Origin of the sequence: Flavobacterium fluvii, assembly GCF_900129545.1 — a bacterium.
In the GTDB taxonomy this organism is placed as follows: domain Bacteria; phylum Bacteroidota; class Bacteroidia; order Flavobacteriales; family Flavobacteriaceae; genus Flavobacterium; species Flavobacterium fluvii.
Map to the genome: position 1 here is coordinate 164,947 of NZ_FQWB01000003.1, position 24,551 is coordinate 189,497.

The following is a 24,551-nucleotide window of genomic DNA, read 5'->3' on the forward strand; positions in this document are numbered from 1 at the left end:
CACAAATGCTAGATATAAAAGATTTTTCTATTTTTGAAGCCGAGTCAGGATTTGATTTTAAGGGGTTTCTATTAAAAATCGGTAGTTATTGGAAATGGTTTATATTGAGTTTGGCCATTACCTTCACTATTGCCTATCAAGTGAATATCCGCAAGGAAAAAATATACGCAATGGAGACGCTAATCTCTGTTAAAGAAGAAAGCAACCCTTTGTTTACTTCCAATACCAGTTTGGTTTTCAATTGGGGAGGCACTTCAGACCAAGTCCAAACGATTTCCACCACCCTGCAATCTCGATCCCATAACGAGCTGGTTGTGGATAAATTACAATATTACATCAGTTACTTGGCACAGGGAAAATACAATTTGGTGGATGTTTATGGTGCCGTGCCTTTTTATGTGGATATTGACAAAACCAAGGGGCAACTTGCGGGGACTTTGATTGGAATCAAATTTTTGAGCGAAAACGAATACCAAATTCGGATTCCATTTGCGGGGAATTCTGTATCCTTGATTTCCTATTCCGATAATTCATATAGCAATACTGCGGTGGTCGTTGGCGATTTTGTCAAAAGATATAAAGTGGGTGAGCCCGTTTCTTTGCCTTTTTTGAATTGGAAATTGCAGATAAAAGACAATCCAGGTTTGTACAAGGGAAATGAATATTTTGTACAATTTAATGATTTCGACGGCACTGTTTCGGGTTATAGGGGAATCAACGTGAAGTCAGACGACAAAGGAGGTTCCATAATTACGCTGGGAATGCAGGGAACAAATAAAGCCAGGATGGTCGAATATTTGAATTCCACGGTCAAAATGCTAATCAAAAGACAGTTGGACAGCAAGAACCAATTTGCGACCAACACCATACAATTTATCGACAGTACGCTTGTGGCAATGGAGTCCCAATTAAAAGAAACTACTAACGAGTTAAAATCGTTTAGAAGCGGTAAAAACATCTATGATATTGAAGAAGGAGGTTCCAAGTTTTCGGGAAAGATTCTGGAGTTTGATGTCAAAAAAGACGAGATTACCCGTAAAACGGCCTATTATAATTCCCTGAAGGCTTATTTGAAAAACAGCGTGGATTATTCCAAGCTTCCTGCTCCATCGGTGGCTGGAATCGATGATCCCAATATTGTGGTGAATGTGTCTAAATTAATCTCGCTTTCCACTCAAAGATCCGAAATGGCCTATGCCGTAAAAAGCGAAAAAATATTCAAGGATTTCGACAATCAAATGGAAGCCGTAAAAAAAGTTTTATTGGAAAATATTGCCACTGCCAAATCAGCCCTGCAATATGATTTGGCTTTGGTCGAAAGTAAAATCAATGAGGTGGAAAGCACTATGAAACAGCTTCCGGAAGACCAGCAGGAACTCATAAAAATAAAAAGAAAATATGATTTAAGTGACAATATCTACAGTACTTTTTTGCAAAAACGCAGTGAAGCAGATATCGTGAAAGCGGCGAATTTGTCGGATATTCATTTTATCGACCCTGCCAAAGATATTGGAGGCGGACTTGTGGGACCTAAAACTTCCGTAAATTACGTGTTGGCTTTGTTTCTGGGATTATTGATTCCGTTACTCTTTGTTTTTGGTATTTTCTTTATCAATAATTCCATACAAAACACGGAAGACATCAGTAAATTAACCCAAATTCCATTGATTGGCGTTATTGGGTTGAGTAATGAAAAATCGGATTTGGCCGTGTTTGAAAAACCAAAATCCGCCTTGTCGGAATCGTTCAGGGCCATTCGGTCTTCCTTGCAATTTTTATACAAACAGCAGAAATTGGATGGAGCCAAAACGCTTATGATTACCTCTTCGGTCAGTGGTGAAGGAAAAACATTTTGTTCTTTGAACATTGCCACGGTCTTTGCCTTAAGCGAAAAAAGAACCGTAATCCTTGGATTGGATTTGAGAAAACCTAAACTGTTCGATGAATTCAACTTGACCAATGAAGTAGGTGTCGTGAATTATCTCATCAAACAAAAAACGGTGGATGAAATCATCAATCACACCCATATTCCTTTTCTGGATGTTATTATTTCGGGACCTATTCCACCAAATCCGGCCGAGATGATCATGAGTGATGGAATGAAGGACTTGATCGATGAGCTCAAGCATAAATATGATTATATTATTTTGGATACGCCGCCGGTTGGTTTGGTTTCGGATGCCTTGGAGTTGGCACAGTATTGCGATGTTACTTTATACATTGTGAGACAGAATTTTACCAAGAAAGAAATGATTACCTTGCTCAACAACAGGATAAAACGTGGTGAACTCAACAATACCAGCATTATTTTGAATGGATTCCAGAACAAGGCCAAATATGGCGCTGGTTATGGCTACGGATATGGTTATGGCTACGGTTCTACAACGTATTCTAACGGATACCATGACGACGACAAGCCCAAAACTATTTTCGGAAAAATAATGGAAAAATTTCGAAAAAAACAAGTGTAACAAGCCAATTGTTTAAAAAAGGAAAGAATGAAAGAAGAAACAAAAAGCACAATTCTTGTAACCGGTGGAGCGGGATTTATAGGTTCCAATCTTTGCGAGTATTTTTTGTCCAAAGGGCATCAGGTGACTTGTTTGGATAATTTTGCAACAGGACACAGACACAATTTAAAAGATTTTATAAATCACCCTTATTTCAGTTTGATAGAAGGCGATATTCGGAATTTGTCGGATTGCCAGAATGCAGTTCAAGGCGTGGATTATGTTTTGCATCAAGCCGCTTTGGGTTCCGTGCCAAGATCCATCAAGGATCCCATTACCACCAATGACGTCAATGTTTCGGGATTTTTGAACATGCTTTCCGCTTCCCGTGATGCCAAGATTAAACGATTTGTATATGCTGCCAGTTCTTCAACTTATGGGGATTCTCAAGGATTGCCCAAAGTGGAAGACGTGATTGGCAAACCGCTTTCGCCTTATGCCATAACGAAATATGTCAACGAATTGTATGCGGATATTTTCAGTAGAACTTATGGATTGGAAACCATTGGCTTGCGTTATTTCAATGTTTTTGGACGTAAACAAGATCCAAAAGGAGCTTATGCCGCCGTCATTCCAAAATTTGTGATGCAGTTGATGCAGCTCGAAAGCCCCTTAATCAATGGCGATGGCAACTATTCTCGTGATTTTACTTATATAGACAACGTCATCCAGATGAATGAATTGGCGATGATTACCCAAAACCCGGATGCAGTCAACACGGTTTTTAACACGGCTTATGGCGACCGGAACAGCCTGAATGATTTGGTGGGTTATTTAAAGGAATACCTGTCGGCTTATAATCCAAAAATAGCGGATGTTGCCATCGAATACGGTCCCAACAGGGCAGGCGATATTCCACATTCTTTGGCAAGTATCGAGAAAGCAAAAAATTTGTTGGGGTATAATCCTCAATTTTCTTTGCAGCAAGGTTTAAAGGAAGCCATAGATTGGTATTGGAAACATTTGTAGTGACGCAATTCATCGCGTTGGAACGGAAAATAGATATATTTGCAAATTGAAATTAAAAATAATGAAGATCACAAAAATTTGTTGCATTGGAGCAGGATATGTTGGAGGACCAACAATGGCTATTATTGCACAGAAATGTCCACAGATTCAAGTCACTGTAGTCGATTTGAATGCAGAAAGAATTGCGGACTGGAATGACGAGGATGTGAACAACATCCCGATTTACGAGCCTGGTTTAAGCCAAGTGGTTGCCGAAGCCCGGGGAAGAAACCTCTTTTTTTCAACCGAGGTGGACAAGGCCATAGACGAAGCCCAAATTATTTTTATATCGGTAAACACGCCCACCAAAACCTATGGAAAAGGAAAAGGAATGGCAGCCGATTTGAAATACATCGAATTGTGTGCCCGACAAATTGCCAAAATTGCCAAAGATAACAAGATTGTGGTCGAGAAATCGACTTTGCCCGTGCGCACTGCCGAGGCCATCAAAAGTATTTTGGACAATACCGGAAACGGAGTCCAGTTTCAAATTCTTTCCAATCCAGAGTTTCTGGCCGAAGGAACTGCTGTTGAAGATTTGTTGCATCCTGATCGAATTTTGATTGGTGGCGACGAAACTGCCGAAGGTCAAAAAGCCATCCAGGCTCTTGTGGATGTTTATTCGAATTGGGTTGCTCCGGAAAAAATATTGACCACCAATGTATGGTCGTCGGAATTGTCGAAATTGACTGCGAATGCATTTTTGGCACAAAGAATCTCTTCGATAAATGCCTTGTCTGAACTTTGTGAAAAAACGGGTGCCAACATCAACGAAGTGGCCAAAGCCATTGGAATGGACAGTCGTATAGGACCAAAATTTCTCAAAGCTTCCGTTGGATTTGGAGGTTCTTGTTTTCAAAAAGACATCTTGAACTTGGTGTACATCGCCAAATCTTACGGATTAAATGAAGTGGCCGATTATTGGGAACAGGTCATCATCATGAATGACCACCAGAAAAAACGGTTTTCCAATGGCATTGTGCAAACTCTTTACAACACCGTGGCCGACAAGAAAATTGCGTTTTTGGGTTGGGCTTTCAAAAAAGACACCAACGACACCAGGGAATCAGCTGCCATTTATGTGGCCAATGATTTGATTGGCGAACAGGCAAAAATTGCCGTATATGATCCGAAGGTTTCCCATAAAAAAGTATTGGCCGATTTGGATTATTTGGAAACCAGGTCTTCCAAAAAAAATGAAGAAGGCGTTCAATCCTTTGAAAATCCTTATGAAGCCTGCAAGGATGTCCATGCCATAGCCATACTGACCGAATGGGATGAATTTGCCCAATACGATTGGCAAAAAATATACAATGGAATGCAAAAACCAGCCTTTGTTTTTGATGGAAGGAATATATTGAATGCTTCTGAGCTAAAGAAAATTGGATTTATTTACCAAGGCATAGGGGCATAAAATTAAAAACAATCCCTTTTTGAAGACAAGGAATTGTTTTTAAGAATATTTTTTTGAAAATGCAATAATCATGATTAGAGTGTTTTACAAAAGAAAGGATTTTTTTGCATCCAAGACAGCATCAAAATGAGGAAAACCGTAAATGGATTCCATTACTTTTGAACTAATTTTGCAAAAAAAAAGAAATTAGGATTATGGCATCGGGATTGAAACAAGATTTCAAAAACAAAAATCAAGATGATTGTTTTATCGTTAAGAAATCATTACAAACGAGATTCTTAAATTAAGGATTGAAACATTTTTAAAATTGGACACAGACATAAAAATAGCCGTTATTGGATTGGGATATGTGGGTTTGCCATTGGCTCGATTATTTGCCACAAAATATTCCGTGGCAGGATTTGACATCAATCAATCCAGGGTCGAAGCATTAAAATTGGGGAATGACAGTACGCTCGAGATTGATTCAATCACTTTGCGAAGTGTATTGCTTGATGCCCCAACGAATGATGTTGGTTTGTATTGTACTTCTACTCTTGAAGAAATAGCGGATTGCAATTATTATGTAGTGACAGTTCCCACTCCGGTGGACAAAAACAATCGTCCTGATTTGACGCCTTTGTATAAATCAAGCGAAACCGTTGGTAAAGTCTTGAAAAAAGGAGACATCGTCATTTATGAATCTACCGTTTATCCTGGGGTGACCGAGGAGGAATGTGTGCCGGTTTTGGAAAAAATTTCGGGTTTAAAGTTTAACGTCGATTTTTTTGCTGGCTACTCTCCAGAAAGAATCAATCCTGGTGACAAGGAGCATACAGTGGACAAGATTTTGAAAGTTACTTCGGGATCCACTCCCGAAATTGGACGAAAAGTGAACGAGTTGTACCAATCGGTCATCACGGCAGGAACCTATCTAGCTCCTTCTATAAAAGTGGCCGAAGCAGCCAAAGTAATAGAGAATTCACAACGTGACATCAATATTGCTTTTGTCAACGAATTGGCCAAGATATTTAATATATTGGAAATTGATACCCATGACGTCTTGGAAGCTGCCGGTACCAAATGGAATTTTCTTCCCTTCAAGCCCGGCTTGGTTGGTGGTCACTGCATAGGTGTCGATCCTTATTATTTGGCCCAAAAAGCACAAGAAAAAGGCTATCATCCCGAAATAATATTGGCAGGACGTCGCTTGAATGACAGTATGGGTGAATATGTGGCTTCGCAAGTGGTCAAATTAATGATTAAAAAAGGGATTACGATCAATGGGGCAAGTCTATTGATGTTGGGTATTACTTTCAAGGAAAACTGTCCCGATGTACGAAACACCAAAATTGTTGACGTGATCACTGCATTGGAAGATTATGGTATTACGGTTAGTTTGTATGATCCTTGGGCTAATCCTGCCGAAGTTTTGCATGAATATGGACTAAACGCCAGTACAGCCTGTCCGACCACTACTTTCGACGCCCTCGTTTTGGGTGTGGCACACCAGGAATTCCTGGATTTGGACTTCAATTCCATAAGAAATAAAAACAGCATTGTTTATGATGTCAAAGGTGTTCTGGGGCAAACCGCCGATGGGAGACTTTAATGGTTGTTGGTTTTGAAAAAAAAATAGAATATAAAGTAAAAAACAAAGAATTAAGAGTAACGAATAAAGAAATATTGTCAGAATGAAAAAAATATTGATCACGGGTGGAGCGGGCTTTATAGGATCCCATGTCGTTAGACGTTTTGTGCAAAAATATCCGGAATACCAAATTTTTAATTTGGATGCGCTTACTTATGCGGGAAATTTGGAGAATATCACTGATATTGAAAACCAACCGAACTACGTTTTCGTCAAAGGAGACATCACGGACGAGTCCTTTATCTCGAATTTATTTCAGGAGTACCAATTTGACGGAGTAATCCATTTGGCCGCCGAATCGCACGTGGATCGTTCCATTGAAGACCCGATGGCATTCGTGAAAACTAACGTGATTGGGACGGTAAATTTGCTCAATGCCGCCCGAAAACAATGGGCAAAATCGAGTGAAGGCAAACGATTTTATCATGTAAGTACCGATGAAGTGTATGGTTCGTTGGGTGCGGAAGGATTGTTTACTGAAACGACTCCTTATGATCCCAACTCTCCTTATTCTGCTTCTAAAGCAAGTTCCGACCACTTTGTGCGAGCTTACGGCGAAACGTATGAATTGCCTTACGTGCTCACCAATTGTTCCAATAATTATGGGCCTAACCATTTTCCGGAAAAGTTAATTCCATTATTCATCAACAATATCATCAACAACAAGCCGTTGCCTGTTTATGGAGATGGAAATTACACTCGCGATTGGTTGTTCGTGAAAGATCATGCCGTGGCCATTGATTTGGTTTTTCACCAAGGGATGAACCACGAAACTTATAATATCGGTGGATTTAACGAATGGAAGAATATCGATTTGGTCAAGGTTTTATGTCAAATTATGGACACAAAATTGGGTAGGGAAGCAGGAGAATCGGAAAAATTGATCACTTACGTGAAAGACAGACCGGGACACGATTTGCGTTATGCCATTGATGCCAACAAAATAAACAAGGAATTGGGATGGGAGCCTTCGGTGACTTTTGAGCAAGGTCTGGAAATTACCATCGATTGGTACTTGAACAACCAAGAATGGTTAAATAGTGTGACTTCGGGAGCCTACGAGAAGTATTATGAGAAGATGTATTCTTAAGTGGGAAATTAGAAGTTAGAAGTGGGAGGTTAGAAAATAGAACAGAAAATAGATAAACCATGAATTGGTATGTAGTGTACACCAAGCCCAAATGGGAAAAAAAAGTGGCGGAGCGATTGAATGAAATTGGGGTGGTTACCTATTGTCCTTTGGTTACAAAAACAAGCCAGTGGTCCGACAGGAAGAAAATAGTAAGTATGCCCTTGTTCAATTCCTATATTTTTGTCCAAATTGAAGAAAAAGATCGCAACCGGGTTTTTGAAATTCCGGGAGCTGTCCGCTATTTGTTTTGGTTGGGGAAACCGGCAACGGTCAGAAATTCGGAAATTGAGATTATCCAGAATTGGTTATCGGCTCCAGCGACTTACGAAGTTACCTTGGATCAATGGAAAAAAGGGGATAAAATTGTCTTGGAATCAGGACCGTTTATCAGTCAATCTGCCATCATTCAAGAAGTAAAGCAGAATCATTATATTTTGATTTTGGAATCTATGGGCTGCGTGCTCAAGGTGGATAAAAAGGGAAATTAATTTTTTTTATTCAAAAATTTATACTTATTTAAAATAATTAACAGACAGTTTTTGTCAATAAGTCGTTTGTTTTTAGTGGGATAGTAATTTTAAGGAAGGTTGGTTCAGTTATCTGGGCTTGTCATATTTTGTAAGTAAAAGATGTATGGTCTTTTTTATTTATCCTAAATTTGCAACCGTTTGGATTTAGGTGAACCTATTTTGGGAGTCACCACGGCGAAGCCGTACAATAGCTAAAAAATTTCATTATTTTTGGAAGAATGATTTTTTGATAATTACATCAATCAAATTCTGGATTATACAAAAGAACAAGTCCAATAATGGTATTGGATCAAGATATACTGTTTATTTAAAAAACACAAAAAAGAAATATGAAAAAAATATTTATAGCAATTGTCCTTTTTCTAGCCCTTTTTCAGAGCTCTTCTTTGATGGCTCAAGATATTTTAAAAGGGAATGATCTCAGCACGGTAAGAGTAGATTATTTATCGGATGGTGATATCGCGAAAATAAAATCGCAATTGCAAAGTAATAATATGACTATTGACCAAGCGGAATCTATGGCGTTATCGAAAGGGATGACTGCCACTGAATTTACAAAACTAAAAAAGCGCTTGTCCCTTCTTGAAACATCCAAAGTTAAGACAGATAAAAAAACAAGTTCTGATGAAGGACAGGATGATAATCAAGGTAATGTTCGAAAGCAAGAAAAAGTTGAAAATAAGAAAGTAAAAGACAGTTTGAATTCACTTGTTTTTGGTTCCGAATTGTTCGATAACCCTACTTTGAACTTTCAGCCGAATTTAAATTTGGCAACACCGGTCAATTATATTTTGGGTCCTGGGGACGAATTACAAATCAGTGTCAATGGGGTTCAGGAGTTCAGTGATAATGTTCCTGTTTCTGTTGAAGGAAAAGTAAATATTCAATATGTAGGCCAGATTTCGGTTTCGGGAATGACTATTGAAGCGGCTACTCAAAAAATAAAAGGAGCTATTTCACGAGTTTACAGCACCGTTCGTTCCGGGCAATCGCAAGTTGGAATTAGTTTAAGCCGTATTCGTACCATTAAAGTAACCATTATTGGAAGCAAGCAGCCGGGAAATTATTCCATATCTTCTTTGGCTACCGTATACAATGCTTTGTTTTTGGGAGGGGGACCCGGTAAAAACGGAAGTTATAGAAGTATAGAGCTGATTCGAAACAATAAGGTTTTTAAGAATGTTGATATTTATCGCTTTTTGGTAAGTGGAGATCAATCGGACAATGTTGGATTAAAGGATAATGACGTCATTCGTATTCCTGTCTATGCGAATAGAGTGACTGTTGAAGGAGAAGTGAAACGTCCTGGCATTTTTGAAATGAAAAAAGGAGAGAAGTTTTCCAATTTGTTGACATTTGCATCAGGGTTCAACGAGTTTGCCTATACAGCATCGGTTAATGTTTTGCAAAAAACTGGCAAAGAATTCAAGGTAGCCGATATTCAAGCAGCCCAATATGGCAGTTATATTCCAGAGAACGGAGATGTTTATCGTGTCTCCAAAATTTTAAATAGATTTGAGAATCGAATTATTATTGAAGGAGCCGTATTTAGACCAGATACCTATTCCTATCATTCAGGGATGCGTATTTCAGATTTGGTAAGACAAGCTGAAGGGCTTAAAGAAGATGCTTATCTTAAAAGAGCGAGAATCATTCGATTAAAAGAAGATTTAACGAGCGAGATTGTTAATGTTGATTTGGGCAAAGCAGTAAATGGAGATGTTAATGCCAATGTCGAATTAAAAAAAGAGGATAGAGTTACCGTGTATTCGATTTTAGATTTCAAAGAAGAGTACAAAGTCACTATTGATGGTGAAGTGAAAAAGCCGAATGTATATGATTTTCAGGATAATTTAACACTAAATGATTTAATTATTGCGGCAGGCGGATTAACAGGTTCTGCGTCCAAGCGTGTTGAAATCGCACGAATGATACGTGCTGAGGAAATTGATGATGCAAATCCTAATAAAGTCGAATTGTTTAATATTGAAATCACCCCCGGCTCGAATGAACAATCGACCAATTTTGAGTTAAAACCTTTTGATGTGGTGAACATCAGAAGAATGGCGGTTAACGAAAAGCCGGAGATGGTGACAATAGCAGGATCTGTGGCCTATCCGGGTAAATATGTTTTGGCCAGTAAAAAAGAGAAGATCTATGATGTAATCAAAAGAGCTGGTGGACTTACCTCATTGGCGAGTTTGAACGGGGTAAAAATAAAAAGACCTATCAAAAAAGCCCAAATTGAAAACATAGAAAATGTAAGTCTGAATTTGGGTAAAAAGGACAGCATTCAAAACAAATTGGAAAAGAAATTAAAGGAGGATTTGAGATTTGCCACTATTCCAGTAGATTGGAGTAAAGTGACCAAAAATCAAAATAGTAATGCAAATGTAACTTTATTACCAGGAGACGAAATTGAAGTTACAGCTTTCAATGAAACTGTTAAAGTGGCAGGAAATGTGCTTTTAACTTCCGAGATTCCGTATATAAAAGGTAGAGGATTTAATTATTACTTGGATGCAGTAGGTGGTGTGGATGCCAAAGGATGGAGGAATAAAGCGTATGTCATCTACCCTAATGGAGAAGCTGCAGTATCACGTAGATTTTTACTGTTGTTTAGGTCTTCACCAACGGTAGAGCCAGGTTCACAAATTGTAGTGCCAGAAAAGCCTGAAACCAAAAAGATGAGTGCCGGAGAATGGGTTAGTATTGCCTCAGTACTAGTGAGTATGGGGGTTCTTATAATAACAGCTATTAAACCATAGTTTTGGTTTGTAGTTGTCTGCTACGGAGTATAAGTTTTTGGATTTAAAATAAAGATTTAATATTTAAAGGCAAAATAAAACAGAGAACAGATTTCTGAAAACAAAATAAAGAAAGCGAAGTAGAGTTTTATAGAAAAAAAATATAGTATAGATTTCAGGAATGAAAATTGAAAAAGGAAATATGAACCAACAAATACCCAACGACGAAATATCCTTAAAAGAGTTATTAGAAAAAGTTAAAGAATGGTATGTCTATTTGCTGTCTCAATGGAAAATCATTGTGTTAGCAGGTTTTATTGGAGCTATTCTCGGTTTGACGTATTCTTTCACGAAGAAGCCTATTTATACTGCGACATTGACATTTGCATTAGAAGATGAAAAGTCTGGTGGTGGATTAGGTGGGGCTCTTGGGTTGGCCAGTTCCTTTGGATTTGATTTGGGAGGTAGCGGCGGAAGCATCTTTTCGGGTTCTAATTTGGCGGAACTGTTTAAATCCCGAATAATGGTGGAACAGACTTTGTTGACACCTGTTGTAGTCAATGACAGGACAATTTCTTTGGCAGAAATGTATATTCAAGAGCAAGAATGGCGCAAAGAGTGGGATGACAAACCCAAGTTCAAAAACATTCAATTTTTGCCGAACACCAATCGCAAGTATTTTACGCGAGCACATGACAGTATTTTAGGAGTAATCTATAATAATTTGTCGAAAACCAGTTTGTCTGTTGCTCAAAGGGACAAGAAAATTTCAATTATCAGTATGGATGTATCTACTACCAACGAATTATTTTCAAAGTATTTTTGTGATGCCTTGGCTCGGCAAGTGGGCGAGTTTTATGTTGCGACTAAAACTAAAAAAGCAAGAGCCAATATGGCCATTTTGCAAAAACAGACCGACTCTATTCGCAGGGAATTAAACAGTGCCATTACAGGAGTGGCAGTAGCCAATGACAATACTTTTATGTTGAATCCTGCACTTAATGTAAGACGTACGCCCTCAGTCCGCAGACAGGTAGATGTTCAGGCTAATACAGCAATCTTAACCGAATTGGTAAAACAGACCGAATTAGCGAAAGTGACTTTGCGTAAGGAAACGCCGTTGATTCAGGTGATTGACAGGCCAATATTACCTTTACCCGTGGAACGACTTCGGAAATTAAAAGGAATCCTATTAGGTGTGATTTTAATGGGGATTTTATCCATATCGTTCTTGTCATTTAAAAAAATATCTAAATAAATTTGATTAGTATCAATTAATCAGGAATTTTAAGTACTATGTAATGTTGTTTAGGCAATATTAGATATTGTCACTAGTTTGAGTTTAATTTTTTTACTTAATTAATTGATTTCTCATACTTTTAAATCCTTGATAATTTTATCAATTTAAAATAATTACATTAAAAAGCAAGATATGTTAAACAATAAAATAATACTAATTACAGGAGGTACAGGGTCTTTAGGGAAAGCGCTTACTTCACATATTTTTAAACATTATCCAGAGATAAAGAAACTTATAATTCTTTCCAGGGATGAGCAGAAGCAATTTCAAATGGCTCAAGAATTTCCAGAAAAAAAATTCCCGCAGATTCGATTTTTTTTGGGAGATGTTAGAGATCAAGAAAGATTGGTTAGGGCTTTTCAAGGTGTTGATGTTGTTATTCATGCAGCTGCCATGAAACATGTTCATTTGGCCGAATATAATCCTGATGAATGTATAAAAACCAATATTGGAGGAGCCCAAAATGTTATTCATGCAGCTTTAAAAACTAGCGTTCAAAATGTAGTTGCTTTATCAACTGATAAAGCTTGTGCACCGATTAATTTATATGGTGCCACAAAATTAACTTCTGATAAACTATTTGTTGCAGCCAATAATATAAAAGGAAATAATCCAATCAAATTTTCCGTAGTAAGATATGGAAACGTGATGGGATCAAATGGCTCCGTAATTCCTTTCTTTTTAAAAATGAAATCAGAGGGTAGTTTGCCTATTACTGATGCTACGATGACCCGATTTAATATCTCTCTTCAAGGAGGTGTTGATATGGTTATGCATGCCATTAAAAATGCTTGGGGAGGAGAAATTTTTATTCCAAAAATACCGTCTTACAAACTTATCGATGTTGCCCAAGCCATTGCTCCAGAATGTACGTTAGATATTATTGGAATTCGTCCTGGCGAAAAAATACATGAAGAGATGATAACTTCTTCAGACTCATACAACACCTATGATTTAGGCAAGTATTTTACGATATTACCATCAGTACCAAATTTTGATTTAGAAAAATTCATAACTTCTTTCAAGGCGGTAAAAGTGTCTGAAGGATTTAATTATAATTCGGGCACAAACTCGGAATGGGAAACAGTGGATAGTTTGAGAGCACTAATAAAAGAACATATTGATTCAGATTTTGAATAAATGATAGATAAAATAATTCCTTATGGACGTCAGGATATAACCCAAGAGGATATAACTGCCGTTATAGAAGCCTTGCATTCCGATTATTTGACGCAAGGACCAAGAATAGTCGAGTTTGAATCTGCATTTGCAAACTATGTGGGGAGTAAATATGCAGTGGCAGTTGCAAATGGTACAGCAGCATTGCATTTATGTACCTTGGCTCTTGACGTGAAAGAGGGTGATAAAGTGATTACTACCCCAATAACTTTTGCGGCATCGGCAAATTGTGTTCGTTATTGTGGAGGCGAGGTAGTTTTTTCTGACATAGATCCGGAAACTTATCTTTTGGATATCAACAAGGTTAGAGCTTTATTGGAAGCATCACCCAAAGGAACCTATCAAGGAATCATTCCGGTTGACTTTGCAGGAAGAGCGGTTGATTTAGAGTTGTTTAGAAAATTGGCTGACCAATATGGTTTGTGGATTATTGAAGATGCTTGTCATGCTCCGGGAGGTTATTTTGTGGATTCCAAAAATAAAATTCAAAATTGCGGGAATAGTAATTTTGCAGATTTGGCCATTTTTTCTTTTCATCCTGTAAAACATATTGCTTGTGGGGAAGGAGGAATGATTACCACCAATGACGAAGTTTTATATAAGAAACTTTTATCACTGCGTACACATGGCATTACAAAGAATGAAGCGGATTATACAAATTCCGTGATATTTGCAAATGGAAATTCCGCAAACAATACTAGCTATCCAGCTTGGTATATGGAAATGCAAACATTGGGCTTTAATTATAGATTGACCGATTTTCAAGCAGCATTGGGAATAAGCCAGTTGGAAAGAGCCGATGAGGGACTAGCCAAAAGAAGGGAAATAGCGACTATTTACAATAATTCTTTCAATGGAAAATCTTTTATTAAAGGACAATCCGGAGTTATTGAAGGTCATGCCTACCATCTTTACGTTATCGAAGTGGAAGATCGTTTAGGATTATATAATTATTTAAGAGAAAATAAAATATTTACTCAAATTCATTATATACCTTGCCATTTAATGCCTTATTACAAACAATTTGGTTGGAAAGAAGGAGATATGCCTATAGCAGAAAATTATTATAAGCATTGTATTAGTCTGCCTATGTTTCCTATATTGACGGCAGAGGAGCAAAAGTATGTCATTGGAAAAATTGAAGAATATTACCGTAAATAGTTATTGATGAATAAACTTATTCTAGGTACCGTTCAGATGGGTTTGACATATGGTATAAATAATACTGCAGGAAAGCCCTCTTTTGAAAATAGTTGCGACATTTTGTCCAAAGCTTTTGAATCCGGAATTGACACTTTGGATTCAGCAGAAGCTTATGGTAATGCGCACCAAGTTATAGGGGATTTCCATAGATTAAACCCGAACATTAAATTTAATGTAGTTACAAAGATACCCCACAATACGACCGTTGATAAAATTGCAGAAAAAATAAACATCTATATTAACGATTTAAATGTTGATTATTTGGAGGCGTTACTGTTTCACTCTTTTGAATCCTACCAAAATAACAAACAAATCATGACTGTCCTCAATGATTTGAAAAAACAGGGAATTATTAATCACATTGGTGTTTCGATTTATACCAATTGTCAAATAGAATCGTTGTTATTGGATGACAATGTTACCGTAGTTCAGATGCCCTTTAATTTGTTAGACAATGAATCAATTAGAGGTGATTTAATGAAAAAGTTAAAGGAAAAAGGCAAAATTATTCATACGCGATCAGCCTTCTTGCAAGGCTTGTTTTTTAAAGAGAATTCAGATGACAATTCCATATTTCATAAATTATCTAATGAATTGATTGCTATTAAGAATATTGCAAATGAAGAAAATATTTCTATTTCAAATTTGGCATTAAGTTATTGTTTAAATCAAGGCAATATAGATCAAGTTCTAATAGGAGTTGATTCGGTTGGTCAGTTGATTGAAAATCTAAAAGCCTTAAATTGCAAAATTCAATCAAAAGCAATTACAAAAATAAATTCTTTAAAAGTGAAAGATTTAGACTTGTTAAATCCATCATTATGGAAATAAAAACAATATTAATCACGCAAGCCAGAACGGGAAGCTCCAGATTGCCCGGAAAGGTGTTAAAAGAAATTGAAGGGCAATCATTACTCGAAATTCATTTGAATAGACTGGAAAAATGTAAAAAGGTTTCCGAGATTATTGTTGCCACTACCATTAATGAAGAAGACACCCTAATTTATGATAAAGCAATTGCTTGGGGTTTTAGCGCTTCGCGAGGTTCTGAATCGGATGTATTGGATCGTTTTTATCAAGCGGTAAAAGATAAAAAAGCGAATTGGATTGTCCGGGTAACCTCCGACTGCCCACTTATAGACGCTGAATTGGTAGATAAAGTAATTGCATTTGCCCAAGAAAATGAAGTTGATTATTGTTCAAACGGATTTATCGAGAATTATCCGGATGGCCAAGATGTTGAAGTATTCCAATTTTCGGCATTGGAAACAGCATGGAAAAATGCAAAATTACTCTCTGAAAGAGAACATGTTACACCCTATGTTAGAAATAATTCAGACTATAAAGGGGGTAATGTATTTACTGCCATTAATTATCCTTGCGAATCCGATTTTTCTAAAATAAGGATGACAGTTGATGAAATCAGGGATTTTGAGTTAATAGAGATATTAATCAGTAATTTAGGCACAGAAAAATCGTGGATGGAATATACAAATTATATTATTGAAAATAATTTAACCAAAGTTAATAATCAAATTATCAGGAACGAAGGACTATTAAAGTCATTAAAAAAAGACAAATAATGGGGACAGGACAAGAATTATACAAAAAAGCAAAAACATTGATTCCGGGAGGGACAATGCTTTTATCAAAAAGACCTGAAATGTTTTTGCCAGACCAATGGCCATCTTATTTTTCTAAAGCTAAAGGCTGTAAAATATGGGATTTGGATGGTAAAGAATTGTTGGATATGTCCATTATGGGTATCGGTACCAATACATTGGGATATGGTAATGATGAGGTGGATGCTGCCGTAATGGAAACCGTTAAAAACGGTAATATGAGTACCTTAAATTGCCCCGAAGAAGTGTATTTGGCCGAAAAATTAATAGAGATGAATCCATGGGCAGACATGGTTCGTTTTGCACGCAGCGGTGGCGAAGCCAATGCCATTGCCGTTAGAATTGCCCGTGCCGCTTCCGGCAAAGATCAAGTGGCAATATGTGGTTATCATGGCTGGCACGATTGGTATTTGTCTGCTAACCACAATGGTGATGACGATTTGTCGGGACATTTAATTCCTGGATTAAGTCCTTCAGGTGTGCCAAAAAAATTAAAAAACACAGTATTCCCTTTTCATTACAATAACTATGAAGAGTTATTGTCCATTGTCGAAAATAACGATATTGGAGTTATTAAAATGGAAGTATTGAGAAACTTTGGCCCTGAAGATAATTTTTTACAAAAAGTAAGGACACTAGCTACCCAAAAAAATATCATACTTATATTTGATGAATGTACATCAGGATTTAGAGAAACTTTTGGAGGTATATTTCAAAAATTTGGTATTGAACCAGATATCACCATGTTTGGAAAAACAATAGGAAACGGCTATGCATTAACTGCTGTTGTTGGAAGAAAGTCAGTTATGGAAGCCGCTCAGTCAACTTTTATAAGCAGTACGTTTTGGACAGAAAGAATCGGTTCTACAGCAGCATTGGCTACATTGGGTGTAATGGAAAAAACGAAGTCTTGGGAACAAATAACAGAGATTGGAAACAAAATGCGTCTAGGATGGCAAAAATTGGCAGATAGCCATAATCTTTCTATTTCTATTGCAGGAATCCCTTCATTAAGCACGTATGGATTTAACAGTAAACATGCATTGGCATACAAAACGTATGTAACTCAAGAAATGTTAAAAAAAGGATTTTTGGCAAGTACCCATTTTTATGCTTGTACGGAACATAAACAGGAACATTTGGATTCTTATTTTGAAGCATTGGATGGTATTTTCGCAATGGTATTCAGATGTGAATCTGAGGAATTTGACATAAACAATTTATTGGAGGGGCCTATTTGTCATGGAGGTTTCAATCGTTTAAACTAAAGGGTAAGATGAAATTGTATAAGGTTTTAAACAATCAAATTTTTGAATTGGAAACTTATAAAATTATTCCCATTCGGTACGAAGATCGTTTCGATATAATGAAATGGCGCAATGAGCAAGTGTATCATTTAAGACAAAATAAGCCGCTTACGACTGAAAATCAGGAAAATTATTTTGATACTGTCGTAAATAAACTTTTTGATCAAGAACAGCCCAGCCAAATTTTGTTTTCCTATTTGGAAGACGGAGTATGTATAGGTTATGGTGGGTTGGTACATATCAACTGGATTGATAAAAACGCCGAGATTTCGTTCATAATGAATACCGATCTGGAAAAAGATAATTTTCAAAAACATTGGAAATTTTTTTTAAACTTGATTGAACAAGTCGCTTTTACAGATTTGAAATTGCATAAAATATCCACATACGCTTTTGATTTAAGACCAAAATTGTATCCCGTGCTCGATAATTTGAGTTTCATTAAAGAGGCTGTGCTAAAGAAACATTGCCTTTTTAATATGGAATATGTAGATGTAGTTATTCATTCGAAATTTATTGGAGAATAATTTTAAAAAGTAATATGTTTCAAAAATATAAAAATTGAATGCATAAATAGTTTTGCATGAAGAAAATAATTATAATTACTGGTGCAAACAGAGGACTCGGAAAGGCTCTTGTTGATATTGCGTTAAAGGATGAAGATGCTATAATTGTTTCTTTTTCTCGTTCCCTACATAATGAACACAATCACATAAGCAAGACTAAACTGATTTTTATAAAAACTGATTTATCGGAATCCTTTTCGGCTTCCATTTTTGAAATTATTGACAAAAAGTTGGCTTCGAATGCTACTCTGTATTTTTTTAATAATGCAAGTATTATTTTACCCATTGATAAAATAGGTCGTTTTAAGGAAATGGATATAGAAATGTCCATTAAAGTAAATGTTCAATATCCTGTCAATTTAATCAATTCTCTTTTGAATAAATTTCCAAACAACAAAATTATATTAGTCAATATTTCTTCTGGTGCTGGGAACAATCCAATCCCGTTTTGGTCATTATATGGTGCGGCAAAAGCATATATGAAGTTGTTTTTCAGGACTTTGGAGGAAGAAAATAAAGATAATAATAAAATAAAACTTTATAGTATAGATCCTGGAGTTTTAGATACCGGTATGCAGGAAAATATTAGAGATAATGCATTCCCCAACCAAGATTATTTTAGGTCTCTTAAGGAAGATAATAAACTAATCAAACCTGAAGATGCCGCATTGAAAATATTTTTGGAGATTAATTATTACATATGAAAGTTGGTGTAATTTCAGATATTCACGGAAATCATTACGCTTTAGATGCAGTGTTAAAGTCGGCTAAGAAAGAAGGAATTGAAAAAATTTTGGTTTTGGGAGATATTGTAGGATATTATTATCATCCCGAGATTGTGTTGAATATGCTGTCTGAATGGGATTGTGAAATCATCAAAGGAAATCATGAGGTACTGCTTCAGGATTTAAAAGAAAACAAGATCGATTCGGAGGTATTGAAAGAAAAATATGGACGAGGACATGAACTAGCCTTAAAAAATATTGATAGTGAAACACAACAGTGGTTGTTTTCTTTGCCAGTCCAAAAGTCAGTAGTAATTGACAATGTTTCTTTTCAATTAAATCATGGCAGTCCATCAAGTATTGATGAATACATATACCCTGATACTCCTTTAGCGCAATTGAATAAATGCAATTCTGTTGAACATGATTTTGTTTTAATTGGGCATTCCCATTATTCATTTTCTTTTAGATGTAAAAATAGTACTTTAATAAATTGTGGTTCTGTCGGGCAGTCACGGCAAAAAGGTGGGCTAGCATATTGGGTCGTAATTAATACCTTCAATAAAAGTTTTAAGATAAAAGCTACTCCGTATGACACGTCATATTTGCTCGAAGAAATAAAATTATTTGAATCGAAAGAAGGTTATTCTTCAAAAATATTAATACGTTAAAAAGTCCTTTTGTTTCAGCGGAATTAACAGATTCTATTTTGTTTTATTTAACTTTTATTAAAAATAAATTAACAATAATTAAAATTTTCACTTAAATTTTTATGACAAAAGATAAGCTAAACATATTGGTTACAGGTTGCGGAGGAGATATTGGTCAAAGTGTTGGAAAAATACTTAATGAATATGGCTTGGTAAATAATTTATACGGATGTGATATTTCAGATAAAAATGCAGCAAAATTTATTTATTGCAATTTCTTCTTGGGATTACCATGTAAGGATCCAAATTATATCGGGAATTTGGAAAATATAGTCAAGGAAAAGAATATTGACTTTGTTATACCTATATCAGAACCTGAGCTACGATTTTTATCAAAAGAAAAAATTAGTAAAATAGGTGATGCCAAATTGATTTTAGCTTCAGCGAGAGCGCTTGAAGTTGGATTTGATAAATTAAATACAGCTAATTTCTTAAAAAAAGAAAATCTTCCTTTCCCAATAACCTATTCTATAGAGACCGTTGATACGATTGAAAAATTTCCTGTAATATTGAAATCGAGAACAGGTTCCGGGAGCTCTAATGTGAGTATTGCAAGAGACTATGATACGTTTATTTCCATAAAAAAAAATAATTCCGATTTTATTGTTCAGGAGTTTCTTGAAGACGAAAATGGAGAATATACTTGTGGTGTTTTTAGAAGTAAAAGTGGTATTATTAGAACCATTATTTTGAAAAGGGAGCTGATGGGGGGGTTTACCGGTTATGGAGAAGTAGTTGAAAATAATGAAATAGATAAATTGCTTCGTGATATAGCTAAAAAATTACAATTAATAGGAAGTATCAATATTCAATTGAGACTTACTTCAAAAGGCCCAGTTGTTTTTGAAATAAATCCAAGATTTTCTAGTACCGTCCGTTTTAGACACCTATTTGGTTTCAAAGATGTAGAATGGTCAATTGAAGATAAATTGGGGCTTTTGATTTCTGATTACGAAGAAACTTCTGTTGGCAAAAAATTATATAAAGGGTTTAATGAATACATACAATAAAATTATGAAGAAAATTTGTATTGAAAAAACAAATATTGGTGAGGGTTTTCCCTGTTTTATCATAGCTGAATTATCTGCAAATCATAATGGCAGCTTATCCACAGCCATTGAAACAATTAGGGCAGTAAAACGAGCAGGAGCTGATTGTATAAAATTTCAAACATTTACTGCTGATACAATAACTCTTGATTCAAAGAAAGATGATTTTAAAATAAGTCAGGGTACGCTTTGGGATGGTCAATATTTACACGACTTATATAAAGAAGCCTATACTCCATGGGAATGGCATCAGGAGTTGTTTAAAGTAGCCAAAGATGAAGGATTGGTTTGTTTTTCTTCACCATTTGACAAAACAGCTGTTGATTTTCTGGAAACCTTGAATGTGCCTGCCTATAAAATTGCCTCTTTTGAAATTACGGATATTCCGTTGATTGAGTACGTGGCGTCTAAAGGGAAGCCGATTATTTTGTCAACAGGAATTGCAGAAGAAGCAGACATAGAATTAGCCTTGGATGCCTGCCAAAGAATGGGAAACAATGATATAGCACTGTTAAAATGCACGTCCAGTTATCCTGCGCCCATAGCAGAAGCCAATATGTGCATGGTTAAAGATTTAGCCGTACGTTATGGAGTTGTGAGTGGGCTTTCTGACCATACAATGGGAGCCACTGCGCCAATTGTTGCGACAGTTTTTGGTGCCAAAATAATAGAAAAACATTTTATTTTAGATCGAGCCATTGGCGGTCCTGACGCCTCTTTTTCGATGAATGAAGAAGAATTCAAAGCAATGGTTGTAGCCGTTCGTGAAGCTGAATCATCTATTGGAGTAGTTGATTATACACTTACTGAAAAACAGGCCAAAGGAAAAGATTTTTCTAGATCTTTATATGTGGTAGAAGATATGAAAGCCGGTGATGTGATCACCGAGAAAAATGTACGTTCCATCAGACCCGGATTTGGATTGCATCCTAAGTTTTATAAGGAAATATTGGGGCAAATAGTTGAAAGAGATATTGACAGTGGTGTTGCGTTTAATTTAGGTTTTTTAGCAAATAAAAAAACACAAAATTAAAATAGGTTAGTACTTTAGAGGATTTGAAATAATGGAAAAATCATACAATAGTAATTACTTAAAAATATATTTTTGGAAGACATTTAGAATTATTACAGGTATATTATCAATGACAATTGTTATCCCGTTGATATCTTCAAATACAAGTATTTATGGGATTTATGTTTTATGCATATCAATTTCTTCTTTTTTACAGTATACTGATTTAGGGTTTTTAAGTGCCGGTCAAAAATATGCTTCTGAATACTTTGCTTTGAAAGACTTGAAAAATGAAATTAAAATGTTAAGTTTTGTACATTTTATTATGCTTATTTTTTTAATAATTTGTATTTGCGTAATTCTTATTTTTTGTTGGAAACCAGATGTTATTATTCCGGACCTAAATACAAGTTCAACTACTATTGCTTCCAGTTTGTTTTTTATTTTAGCAATTACTTCTCCTTTTATTTTGTTGCTGAGATACGCTCAATCTGTATTTACAATAAGAATCCAAGATGATGTATATCAAAAAATAGATTTAGCAGTCAATATATTGAAAATTGGTTGTGTTTATTTTTTTTACGAAAACAATACTATTGATATTGTAAGTTATTTTATTTTTATTCAATTATTAAATTTTTTAACTGTTTTAGTGTCATTTTATTGTATAAAAAAAATGTATGATTATGATCTTATATTAGTTTTTAAATCTTTTAGGTTTGATATTGATATTTATGATAAAACAAAATTGCTTGCTGTTTCTTCAATGATTAGTACAGTCTCCTGGATCGTTTTTTTTCAACTCGATTCCTTTATAATTTCAAAAACTTTCGGAATTACTTCAGTGGCCATTTATGCAATACCTTATTTTTTATTAATGTTTATTTCTAATTTATACAATACAATTTATTACCCTTTTTTATTTAGATTCAATCATTTTATCGTTGCTAAGAATCATGATAGATTATACGATTTCATTAATAAAATTTTTGAACTCACATTTCCAATATTTTTGCTACCAGTAACAGTTTTGATATTATTAATGAAACCATTAATCATTGGTTGGGTAGGGATGGGGTATAATGATTCTATACTAATTGGGCAAATTTTAATGGCATCTACTTTCTTCCTTTTCATTACAATGCCTTATTCATATCTATTACTTTCTTTAGAAAAGACTAAAATTTTAAATTATAATTCTGTAATTATTCCCATAGTTTTTTTAACACTAATAATTGTTCTAAAAAATGTTAGTTCCTTATTGTCATTAGCAATAGCAAAAACAGCAACCTTTTTTATAAGTTCAATTTTTTTATATTTTAGTTTTAAAATTAGTCAGTTTAAATTCTATAAATTTATTTTAAATAGAATTTTAAGTATTTCTTTTTCGTTCATGATATTATTCTTGACTTATTATTTATTTTTCCCTTATTTAGTGAATACTGTTCCAAAAAACACTCTTTCAATGGTAAAAACTATTTCATTTGGTTTAATAATGTTTACGATTTCATTTTTTGTTTATATAGCTTTAAATAAAAATTTCATCTTTATTGCCAAAAATATTTTAAAGAGTATTTTACCAATTAAAACTAAGGATACTTTATGATTAATGATTTTTTGACACCTTATTTAAAAATAAGAAAGGGCTCAAGTATTAATTTAGTAAATGAAACCAAGTTTCTTCAAGTAGTTACTTTTTGGTTTAATTATTTTGACTTTGCCAATGATTTTTTTCTTAGCCAAAAGAAAGATTTGAATTTATTAAATAATGATTTGATAAGAAAATCAATCTTTCATTTTTTAGATGTTTATGATGGAAAATGTGGTATTATATTGGATGAAAATATTAAATTTCATCATAAAATAGCAGCTTTTTTTTTATTCGGTAAAAAAGGATATTTGCCATCAGGAGTTAGTGCTAATTTATCTGATAAAATCAAGTTTAAATTGCTTTTTTATAAAGTCAATATTTTAAAAATAAAAATTGACAGTAAGTTTAAAGATGATTATTTCGAAGAATGCTATAGTAGTTTTGGTATAGAAACTGTAAGTGTTTTAAGATGGATAATTCCAGATGTCTTTTTTGCTTCTGGTTTATCGTCTGACAACAATTTACCGCATATATTAAAAGGATCTCCTTTGTGTTTTTTTGATTTTAATTATAATTATTTAAAATTGCTTTTACAAAGCGAAAAAGTTCAAATAATCGGTTTTCAGCATGGTGGAGTTTATGGAGAATGGAAAAATAATCCATACGAGATTTATGAAAAAAGCATTAGCGATTTTTATTATGGATGGGGTTTTTTTGAGAATAATATTATTCAAAATAGATTTAAAAAACTCAAAAACTTTTTTCCTGAGAAAGAAGGTATTTTTTGGTTTGGGCGTGATGAATGTTATTTGTCTTCTACTGTTGATTTTGGAAATTCAATTCTTTCTCATTTTAAAGAGGTAGATCATCTTGAGTTTTTTTATAAATTTTTCAAGAAATTTAATTTTAAATTTTTGCCGCATCCCAGAAACGGGAGCGTAGTTTATGAAAAAATAATTAATCAATCTTTTTATGATTCTACCAATGACAGTGCCAATTATGTTTTGAATGCTAAATTAGTACTGTTTGATTGTCTTTCCCATACTTTACTTTACCATTGCTTATTTAATGAAATACCTTTTTTAATTTTTTTGAATAAATGGCCTACAGAATTATCTGAAAAAGCAAGTGATTTTTATACTGTTTTGCACGAAAATAATTTATTATTGATAAAAGGAGATTTAAATATTGAGAATAAGTTAGCATCTATAAGTGAATATCTAAATGGAAATATAGAAAGCCTTTATTCGAAAGATTTTAATGACTATATAAAGAAAGTATTCTTTTCACATAAAACTATTGATTTAATATAAAAT

20 protein-coding genes are annotated in these 24,551 nt (G+C 34.8%); all 20 read left to right on the forward strand.

All coding sequences use genetic code 11. The features are described 5' to 3' along the window. Window positions 1-5 precede the first annotated feature (5 nt). Entirely contained in the window at window positions 6-2,471 is a 2,466-nt protein-coding gene (locus tag BUC16_RS08510; RefSeq protein ID WP_073369786.1) for a polysaccharide biosynthesis tyrosine autokinase, read from the forward strand. A 27-nt stretch (window positions 2,472-2,498) separates the two neighbouring features. Further along, window positions 2,499-3,479, forward strand: coding sequence for an SDR family oxidoreductase (locus tag BUC16_RS08515; RefSeq protein WP_073369788.1), 981 nt, complete (start codon window positions 2,499-2,501; stop codon window positions 3,477-3,479). Between the two features lie 61 nt (window positions 3,480-3,540). Further along, window positions 3,541-4,932 carry a UDP-glucose 6-dehydrogenase gene (locus tag BUC16_RS08520; RefSeq protein WP_073369790.1) on the forward strand — a complete coding sequence of 464 codons (1,392 nt, stop codon included), beginning with the start codon at window positions 3,541-3,543 and terminating at the stop codon, window positions 4,930-4,932. Window positions 4,933-5,239: 307 nt separating this feature from the next. Next, window positions 5,240-6,523: a nucleotide sugar dehydrogenase gene (locus BUC16_RS08525; protein WP_073369792.1), complete on the forward strand. Its 1,284-nt coding sequence runs from the start codon at window positions 5,240-5,242 to the stop codon at window positions 6,521-6,523. 82 nt (window positions 6,524-6,605) lie between these two features. Continuing rightward, on the forward strand, window positions 6,606-7,652 hold the full coding sequence (rfbB, locus tag BUC16_RS08530) for a dTDP-glucose 4,6-dehydratase (RefSeq protein ID WP_073369794.1): 1,047 nt from the start codon (window positions 6,606-6,608) through the stop codon (window positions 7,650-7,652). Window positions 7,653-7,711: 59 nt separating this feature from the next. Continuing rightward, window positions 7,712-8,182: a UpxY family transcription antiterminator gene (locus tag BUC16_RS08535; RefSeq protein ID WP_073369796.1), complete on the forward strand. Its 471-nt coding sequence runs from the start codon at window positions 7,712-7,714 to the stop codon at window positions 8,180-8,182. A 371-nt stretch (window positions 8,183-8,553) separates the two neighbouring features. Beyond that, entirely contained in the window at window positions 8,554-10,992 is a 2,439-nt protein-coding gene (locus BUC16_RS08540) for an SLBB domain-containing protein (RefSeq protein WP_073369797.1), read from the forward strand. Window positions 10,993-11,173: 181 nt separating this feature from the next. Then, window positions 11,174-12,229: a Wzz/FepE/Etk N-terminal domain-containing protein gene (locus tag BUC16_RS08545; protein ID WP_073370227.1), complete on the forward strand. Its 1,056-nt coding sequence runs from the start codon at window positions 11,174-11,176 to the stop codon at window positions 12,227-12,229. A 174-nt stretch (window positions 12,230-12,403) separates the two neighbouring features. Beyond that, window positions 12,404-13,411, forward strand: coding sequence for a UDP-N-acetylglucosamine 4,6-dehydratase (inverting) (gene pseB, locus BUC16_RS08550; RefSeq protein ID WP_073369799.1), 1,008 nt, complete (start codon window positions 12,404-12,406; stop codon window positions 13,409-13,411). Continuing rightward, window positions 13,412-14,611, forward strand: coding sequence for a UDP-4-amino-4,6-dideoxy-N-acetyl-beta-L-altrosamine transaminase (gene pseC, locus BUC16_RS08555; protein ID WP_073369801.1), 1,200 nt, complete (start codon window positions 13,412-13,414; stop codon window positions 14,609-14,611). A gap of 6 nt (window positions 14,612-14,617) precedes the next feature. Further along, a complete protein-coding gene (locus BUC16_RS08560; protein WP_073369803.1) occupies window positions 14,618-15,484 on the forward strand; it encodes an aldo/keto reductase in 867 nt (288 codons plus the stop codon). Then, window positions 15,475-16,236: a cytidylyltransferase domain-containing protein gene (locus tag BUC16_RS17800; RefSeq protein WP_211517983.1), complete on the forward strand. Its 762-nt coding sequence runs from the start codon at window positions 15,475-15,477 to the stop codon at window positions 16,234-16,236. The genes BUC16_RS08560 and BUC16_RS17800 overlap by 10 nt, the downstream gene beginning before the upstream one ends. Next, window positions 16,236-17,543, forward strand: a complete 1,308-nt coding sequence (locus BUC16_RS17805) for an aminotransferase class III-fold pyridoxal phosphate-dependent enzyme (RefSeq protein ID WP_211517984.1) — start codon at window positions 16,236-16,238, stop codon at window positions 17,541-17,543. Before BUC16_RS17800 ends, BUC16_RS17805 begins: the two co-directional genes overlap by 1 nt. An 8-nt stretch (window positions 17,544-17,551) precedes the next feature. Next, entirely contained in the window at window positions 17,552-18,109 is a 558-nt protein-coding gene (locus tag BUC16_RS08570; RefSeq protein ID WP_073369805.1) for a GNAT family N-acetyltransferase, read from the forward strand. Between the two features lie 56 nt (window positions 18,110-18,165). After that, window positions 18,166-18,852 carry an SDR family NAD(P)-dependent oxidoreductase gene (locus BUC16_RS08575; RefSeq protein WP_073369808.1) on the forward strand — a complete coding sequence of 229 codons (687 nt, stop codon included), beginning with the start codon at window positions 18,166-18,168 and terminating at the stop codon, window positions 18,850-18,852. Next, complete coding sequence (locus tag BUC16_RS08580; protein WP_073369810.1) at window positions 18,849-19,544, forward strand: metallophosphoesterase family protein; 696 nt, start codon at window positions 18,849-18,851, stop codon at window positions 19,542-19,544. Before BUC16_RS08575 ends, BUC16_RS08580 begins: the two co-directional genes overlap by 4 nt. Before the next feature lie 101 nt (window positions 19,545-19,645). Further along, window positions 19,646-20,593: an ATP-grasp domain-containing protein gene (locus BUC16_RS08585; protein WP_073369812.1), complete on the forward strand. Its 948-nt coding sequence runs from the start codon at window positions 19,646-19,648 to the stop codon at window positions 20,591-20,593. Window positions 20,594-20,597: 4 nt separating this feature from the next. Continuing rightward, window positions 20,598-21,665, forward strand: coding sequence for a pseudaminic acid synthase (pseI, locus tag BUC16_RS08590; protein ID WP_073370229.1), 1,068 nt, complete (start codon window positions 20,598-20,600; stop codon window positions 21,663-21,665). Window positions 21,666-21,696: 31 nt separating this feature from the next. Then, window positions 21,697-23,250, forward strand: a complete 1,554-nt coding sequence (locus tag BUC16_RS08595; protein ID WP_141226108.1) for an oligosaccharide flippase family protein — start codon at window positions 21,697-21,699, stop codon at window positions 23,248-23,250. Further along, window positions 23,247-24,548 carry a hypothetical protein gene (locus tag BUC16_RS08600; RefSeq protein WP_073369815.1) on the forward strand — a complete coding sequence of 434 codons (1,302 nt, stop codon included), beginning with the start codon at window positions 23,247-23,249 and terminating at the stop codon, window positions 24,546-24,548. Before BUC16_RS08595 ends, BUC16_RS08600 begins: the two co-directional genes overlap by 4 nt. The last annotated feature ends 3 nt before the right edge of the window (window positions 24,549-24,551 follow it).